Consider the following 6,178-nt stretch of genomic DNA (forward strand, 5'->3'; position numbering starts at 1 on the left):
GCCCTGATCCGTCGGCGCCGCAGCAGGCGGCGGATCTTGCGGGAGGAGTACGCCTTGTCGGCCACGACCCGCTCGGGCCTGGTCCTCGGCCGCCCGGCCCCGACACGCGGGACACGGATGCCGTCGAGGACCGCGGGCGGCATCGTGCAGTCGGCCGTGTTGCCCGTGCTCAGCACGATCGACAGCGGCAGGCCCCGGCCGTCGACTCCCAGGTGGATCTTGGTCGTCAGTCCGCCCCGGAACCTGCCGAGCGCCTCACGGCACGCAACTGCTGCCGAATCATCCGATTCATCCTCGGGCCGATCCCCTTTCTGCGCGCCCCGGCCGCGTGCCGGTGGGCCCGCGCGGCCGTGGAGTCGATCGACACCGTCCACCGCACGGCCCCCACCGCGTCGCTGCGGACCTGGACCTCCCGCAGGAGCGCGGCCCAGGTCCCGTCCTTCTCCCACCGGACGAAGCGCCGGTAGACGGTCTGCCACGGACCGTAGCGTTCGGGCAGATCACGCCACGGGGCACCCGGCACCGTCCCGCTGCGGCAGCAACGGCTCAATCCCAGCCCACGCAGCATCCGTTGTCTCTCCACGACCCACCACAAGATCAATTATGAGAAACGGCCTAGCCTGCTGAACAACAGGCAGTATCCGTCGCCGAGACCGGTCGATCCGAGCGTCGATCCGAGGACGAACGCGTCCGGCCGAACACAGGAGACTTCCATGGCCAAGGGCTACTGGGTCAGTGTCTACCCCGCCATCTCCGCCCCCGAGAGGCTGACCGCCTACAACGAGCTGGCCGGCCCGGCCGTCCGGGCCGCGGGCGGGCGCCTGCTGTCCCGTGACGGCCGAGTCGTCGCCCACGAGGCCGGAATCACGCAACGCGTCGTCCTGATCGAGTTCGACACCTTCGAACAGGCCGTCGCGGCATACGAGAGCCAGGCGTACCGGGAAGCGCTGGCGGCCCTCCCCGACGGCTTCGAACGCGACTTCCGCATCATCGAAGGCATCGACTGACCGGTAGGCCCAACCAGCGCTGAACACCCGTCACCCACAACACGCCCGCACACCTTCCACCGCAACGTCGAGGACGTCGTCGGCAGCGACCACCTCCCGCACCACCCCCACCGGAACCGGGCCGGACCGCTCGCCCAGGACGACGGCCACCTCGCGGGTACCGACAGCGCCGAACGCACCTACCTGGGCACCACCGCCTTCGCCAACACCGCCCTCGAGGTGACGGCCCTTCAGACCGGCGCCACCACCAGCAGCATGATCCGCGAACCCTCGGGCACCCTCACCGGTATGACCCGCAACGGCGCCGCCTACCCCTACTTCACCGACGCCCAGGGCTCGGTGACCACCGTGGTCGACAACGCCGGCCAGCAGGTCGACGCCTACACCTACACCCCCTACCGCACCGCCCGCACCACCACCGAAACCGTCCCCCAGCCCTGGCGCTACACCGGCGGCGACCCCGTCAACCACACCGACCCCAACGGCACGTTCAGCTTCGCCGACATCGCGGGCGGCGTGGTGGGAACGGTAGTCGGAGGGGCGGCCGCGGTCGGAGTGTTCACCGCATGCGGCGCCACCGCCGGTGTCGCGTGCCTGGGAGCAGCTGCCGTTGCTGGCGGACTGTGGGGAACGCTTGGAGGAGCCACTGGCTCCCTGTTGGCGGGAGGCAGCCAGGATGAAGTGGCGAACGGTGCCCGCGGCGGCCTCATCGGAGGCATCACCAGCGGCGCGATCGGTGTCCTCTTCTAAAGAAATGCAGAGGAAATCACGTGGATGACGAAAAGCTCCGCAGGGGAGTGAGAATCCGAACGGTCCTGTGCTACACCGTCTTCCTGTCCATCATCGGCGCCATAGCTGCCGCTACGGGTGTCTTCCACAGCGCCATCTGGCAGGGAGCGATCGTGTTCGGGGTGGCTGGTCTGATACTGGGATTGATCGCTCCGGCGGTAGCCCGGTCCGCTCGAAGCGGTAAGTGAATGACATCACGCCATCGCCGCGGCCCGTCTCTGTCACCCTTGCGGGGCGGCGCCAATTTCCCCGCAAGGGTGACAGCGGATTCGCTCGGATCGAAAGCCGTCACCTCTGTGGCGGGTGCGGGAAGTAGGCCCGGAAACAGCGACGGGTTCGGACGGTTCCACATGAAGCGAGAAACGCTCGGAGTGGTGTGGGACCACGGCCTTGAATCGTCGCCCCCTCGGGCACCCTCACCGGTATGACCCGCAACGGCGCCGCCCACCACTACCTCACCGACGCCCAGGACTCGATGACCACCGTGGTCGACAACACCGGCCAGCAGGTCAACGCCTACACCGGCGGCGACCCCGTCAACCACACCGACCCCAACGGCCTTTGGTCGATCGGGGACACGATAAACACCGTCCTGTCCGGAGTCGGCCTGGTCGCGGCAATCCCGACCGGGGGAGCTTCGCTGACTCTGTTGGGCGCTGTCGGCCCGGCGGCGGCACAAACGGCACTGGTGTGGTCGGTGGCCTGCGGGTTCTCGGAGAATTGCTGACGACGCGAAGGAGGAAAATGAATCAGAGCAACGCGGCCAGGCGCTACGTGCCCATCGTCGTAATAGCCTTGGTGGCTGCCGTGGCAGTAAGCATCATCGCAGGAAGTTCCAACCCTACCCTCCGAGTGGCAGCTATGATCGTTGGAGGAGTGATAGCAGCAGGTCTGATCATCTACAAGGTGCGGGGAATTCGCGGAAATTGACCCAGAACCCCCGGGAAGCTTCCGCTGGAACCCTTTAGTACTCCAGCTGTAGATCGTGATCTTCATGGGTTGATTGTCGTTGGTGGTGACCGGTGCGGGCTCGTGCTTGGTGTCGGCGCCGCCATGCGGACCAGTGCAGTCGGTGAGCGAGGTCGCGGTGTGGCCGGACGAACAGAGCCGCGAACAGCCGTTGGATCTCGTTGCAGGTCAGCGGGACGAGTTCGGCCGCCGCGACGTTCGCGGCACGTTCGATGGCCGCAGTGATTGCGAGGAAGGCGTGCGCGAGCATCGCCAGGGTGGTCCAGCGGTGCCAGGAGATCCAACGGCGAACCTGGTGCTCGTCCAGGCCGGCCAGACCCTTGGCAGCCTGGAAGGTCTCTTCCACCGTCCAGCGCCGTCCCGCCACCATGACCAAGGTGCTCAGCGGGACCGGGCGGGGCGAGTAGCAGCGGTAGAAAGCGAGTTCACCAGTGCGGCGGTTGCGCCGGACGAGCAACCACCGGTGGCCGGGGCTTTCCTGCGAACCGGCCATGTCGACTTGGGCCCAGTCGTAGAAGCGGTGCCCTTTGGCCCCGGCTCCCGCCGACAGCCGCTGCCATGCCTGTTTCGGCAGGCCACAGGCCAGAACACCGGCTCGGAAGATGCCCGCGCCGGTGGCAATCGGCCGCTTCCGCGAGACGGCGAGGACGTAGCCGATCTGACGCCACCCCAGCTCGGCGCTCAGATGTGGGTCGCCGCCGTAGACCTCGTCGCCGGTGACCCAGATGGCCGGGACCCCGGCGTCCAGGGCCTGGGTGATCATCTCGGTGGCGAGAGCAGGTTTGGTGGCGAACCTCAGGTCGTCGGGGATACCGACCACGCGGCACCGGTCGGGGTCCTGCGTCCACGAGCGCGGGATGTAGAGGCGCCGGTCAATGGCGGCGTGCACGGCCTCTGCCGCGTAGACGAGGTAGACGGCCACCTGGGAGTTCTCGATTCGGCCCGCGGTGCCGGTGTACTGGCGTTGCACGCCGACCGTCCTGGTGCCCTTCTTCAGATCGCCCGTCTCGTCCACGACCAGGATCGCGTTCTCGTCACCGAGGTTGTCGACCACGAAGCCTCGCAGGTCGTCACGGACTTGGTCCGCGTCCCAGGAAGCGCGGCTGAGTAGGTGCTGCATGCCTGCCGGACTCGCGTCACCGGCATGCTCGGCGATCGTCCAGCAGTTCTTCCTCGGCAGGTCCGCGAGCAGGCCCAGGACGAACGCTCGCGCCCGGCGGCGTGGTTCCACGCGGGCGAACCGGCCCGCCACCAGCGCCATCAGGCCCTCGAATATCGGCTGCCACCGGGCAGGGTCTACGCTGTTGCCCACGGCCACCGCTGATCTTCGTTTGTCCACACAACTGACGATGATCAATGGTGGCCGTCTCCGTCCCGGCCGGGCCGGCCTGGAGAAGCAGAAGGATCCATGTGGGCACGGGCGGGCGGAAAACTCGCCAACGGTGACGGGCGGGGAGCGGACTTGATGCATGACACCGGGCAGGCCGCCGTTGCGCTGGCAGTAGCGCTTCGACAGGCCCACTTCGGGCTGAAGAGACTGGCGCGCACCTGGGAGGAGGACGCTCTGGTCGGCTTGGTACGCAGACGCGAGTCGCTGGGTCCGGCCTGGCAGTACTCGGACCGGCCGGATGAGGCTTCCTACACCGATGGCCAGTTGATCGAGCTGGCGAGCGACCTGACGGTGGTCGTCCAACTGTCCATCAGCTTCAGCGCCACCGGCACGGACATGCTGGCTGCGGTCTCCGTCGAAGATGACGGCGGGAACGTCGCGGAACTGCTGTCCACCGGGCCCGAGGAGTTCCCCTTGAGCGCCGAGGATCTGGTCACCGAGATCGGGAAGTGCTTGGACCGCATGGAGCGACTGAACCTCTCGGGCGTGATCCGCTGACCCAACAATCACGTGACGGGTAACCCGCGCCGCGACCCCGTGACGTGATCACGATCTACAGCCGGAGTATTAGCCTCGATTGCCGACCAGGCGGCCCCGCCCAGGTCAACCAGCGCCTGCGCTCGCTGGTCAACCAGCGCTTGGCCCAGCAGGACTCCCACGCCCACGCAGCGCACGCCCCGGCCACCGCCTCGTCGGCCGCGCCCGCGACAGGGGCGCAGGCGCCGGCCGCGACGGTGAGCGTGCCGCGCGACCCGCGGCTGCGCGGCCTGCCCCGGGACATGGACGTCAGCATCCCGCTCGAGGAGCGGACCTTCGGCTACAACTGGCAGCCGGCCGAGTGGACGGTGCAACCCGACGTCCTGAACGCCCTCGGCGAGGGCTACCAGGTCGGCTGGGTCGAGCGCGGCCTGGACGGCGGCGACGACTGGGTGGCCGTCCGGACGACGAAGTTCTCGTCGTCAGTGCTGAGCAGGCGGGGACGGCCTCCCGCCCACCAAGGGTCCAGGCAGGCCGGGCCGGTCTCGTCGAACCGGTGGATCACGTCCCGCACCGTGCCCTCGTCGGCCTGCACCGGCCGGGCAATCACCGGGACCCGGTTGCCGCCGGCCGAGGCCGGCACCATCATCGCCCGCCGATACCGCACCGAGCTGGCACTGCCCCGACGCACGATCCTCTGTGACCCCTCTGCAACCGCTGCCCCTCCTGGTCCGTGAGCCTGCGGACCCTGACCGGTTCTGCCATCGCGCCCCTCCCGAGCCGAACGTCTCGCGACGTCCGACCGGCCCCGGACCCGCCCACGCCGACCCGGCGAACCTGTGCGGTCAGAGCACCAGGCGTCCCACTGCGGCGGGACCGGTTCCCGATGGCCGTCCGGTTTCGGCCAATCGACACCACCGGCCGTCCGACGGCCGTCTGACGGTGTGTCACTTCCGCCCCAGGCGGCACTCCGGACCCGGCCGCCACTTGACCGGTTCGGGCCAATTCGTACACCGCTGATCTTCACGGCGGGTAGCGGCCTGATGTCGATCACCAGTGCGGACGGCCCTCCTCGGAATTCCGTCGATCGCCTATGTTCTGTTCGTTGCCGGACCAATTCCGGCTCCACGGAGGGGAAAGACATGAGCATCATCAAGCGCGCGGCCGCCGTTGCCGCTTCCACCGCCATTCTGGCCGGCGGAATGGTCGCCGTCGCGGGCACCGCCAGTGCCGAGACCAGCTCCAACGGCGCCGGGCTCGTCATCACCAGCCGCGACGGCGGCTACGACGCCTACTACGCCCCGGGGTCCACCACCCGGCCGGGCGTCCGGTTCCACCTGCTGTGCCGCGACAACACCCACTACTACGACCAGGGGCTCTTCGACGCGCAGGCCGGCAAGGAGTACAGCTACTTCTTCAACGTGGGCCACGGCAAGGGCTGCAAGCTGCAGTTGGAGAACGCCTGGGGCGGCGTCATCGCGCAGACCGGGTACGTCGCCTGACACCGGCCCGACCGAGGGGCCGCGCCACCGGAACAGCAGTGGCG

6 protein-coding genes and 2 pseudogenes are annotated in these 6,178 nt (G+C 68.5%); 5 read left to right on the forward strand and 3 right to left on the reverse strand.

Annotation, left to right across the window (positions count from 1 at the left end):
* A pseudogene (locus ACFUEL_RS32825) lies at nucleotides 1-593 on the reverse strand (IS5 family transposase); the annotation flags it as partial.
* A gap of 120 nt (nucleotides 594-713) precedes the next feature.
* On the opposite strand from ACFUEL_RS32825, the gene ACFUEL_RS32830 reads away from it, so the two are divergent.
* The 3 genes from ACFUEL_RS32830 to ACFUEL_RS32840 all read left to right on the forward strand — a co-directional run bounded on the left by ACFUEL_RS32830 (nucleotide 714) and on the right by ACFUEL_RS32840 (nucleotide 2,523).
* The gene (locus tag ACFUEL_RS32830; RefSeq protein ID WP_380240743.1) at nucleotides 714-1,007 is read left to right on the forward strand and encodes a DUF1330 domain-containing protein; all 294 of its coding nucleotides are present in this window, start codon (nucleotides 714-716) and stop codon (nucleotides 1,005-1,007) included.
* A gap of 219 nt (nucleotides 1,008-1,226) precedes the next feature.
* Nucleotides 1,227-1,757, forward strand: coding sequence for a hypothetical protein (locus tag ACFUEL_RS32835; RefSeq protein ID WP_380240745.1), 531 nt, complete (start codon nucleotides 1,227-1,229; stop codon nucleotides 1,755-1,757).
* Between the two features lie 463 nt (nucleotides 1,758-2,220).
* Nucleotides 2,221-2,523 carry a hypothetical protein gene (locus tag ACFUEL_RS32840; RefSeq protein ID WP_380240747.1) on the forward strand — a complete coding sequence of 101 codons (303 nt, stop codon included), beginning with the start codon at nucleotides 2,221-2,223 and terminating at the stop codon, nucleotides 2,521-2,523.
* 237 nt (nucleotides 2,524-2,760) lie between these two features.
* Here ACFUEL_RS32840 and ACFUEL_RS32845 read toward each other — a convergent pair whose 3' ends face one another.
* Complete coding sequence (locus ACFUEL_RS32845) at nucleotides 2,761-4,026, reverse strand: IS701 family transposase (protein ID WP_380240753.1); 1,266 nt, start codon at nucleotides 4,024-4,026, stop codon at nucleotides 2,761-2,763.
* Nucleotides 4,027-4,230: 204 nt separating this feature from the next.
* Here ACFUEL_RS32845 and ACFUEL_RS32850 point away from each other — a divergent pair, with 204 nt between their 5' ends.
* Nucleotides 4,231-4,653 carry a hypothetical protein gene (locus ACFUEL_RS32850; protein ID WP_380240749.1) on the forward strand — a complete coding sequence of 141 codons (423 nt, stop codon included), beginning with the start codon at nucleotides 4,231-4,233 and terminating at the stop codon, nucleotides 4,651-4,653.
* A gap of 430 nt (nucleotides 4,654-5,083) precedes the next feature.
* Here ACFUEL_RS32850 and ACFUEL_RS32855 read toward each other — a convergent pair.
* A pseudogene (locus tag ACFUEL_RS32855) lies at nucleotides 5,084-5,397 on the reverse strand (helix-turn-helix domain-containing protein); the annotation flags it as partial.
* A 377-nt stretch (nucleotides 5,398-5,774) separates the two neighbouring features.
* Between ACFUEL_RS32855 and ACFUEL_RS32860 the strand changes: the two are divergent.
* Entirely contained in the window at nucleotides 5,775-6,134 is a 360-nt protein-coding gene (locus ACFUEL_RS32860; RefSeq protein WP_380240751.1) for a hypothetical protein, read from the forward strand.
* The last annotated feature ends 44 nt before the right edge of the window (nucleotides 6,135-6,178 follow it).

The sequence above is a fragment of the Kitasatospora sp. NPDC057198 genome (assembly GCF_042670125.1).
GTDB lineage: Bacteria > Actinomycetota > Actinomycetes > Streptomycetales > Streptomycetaceae > Kitasatospora.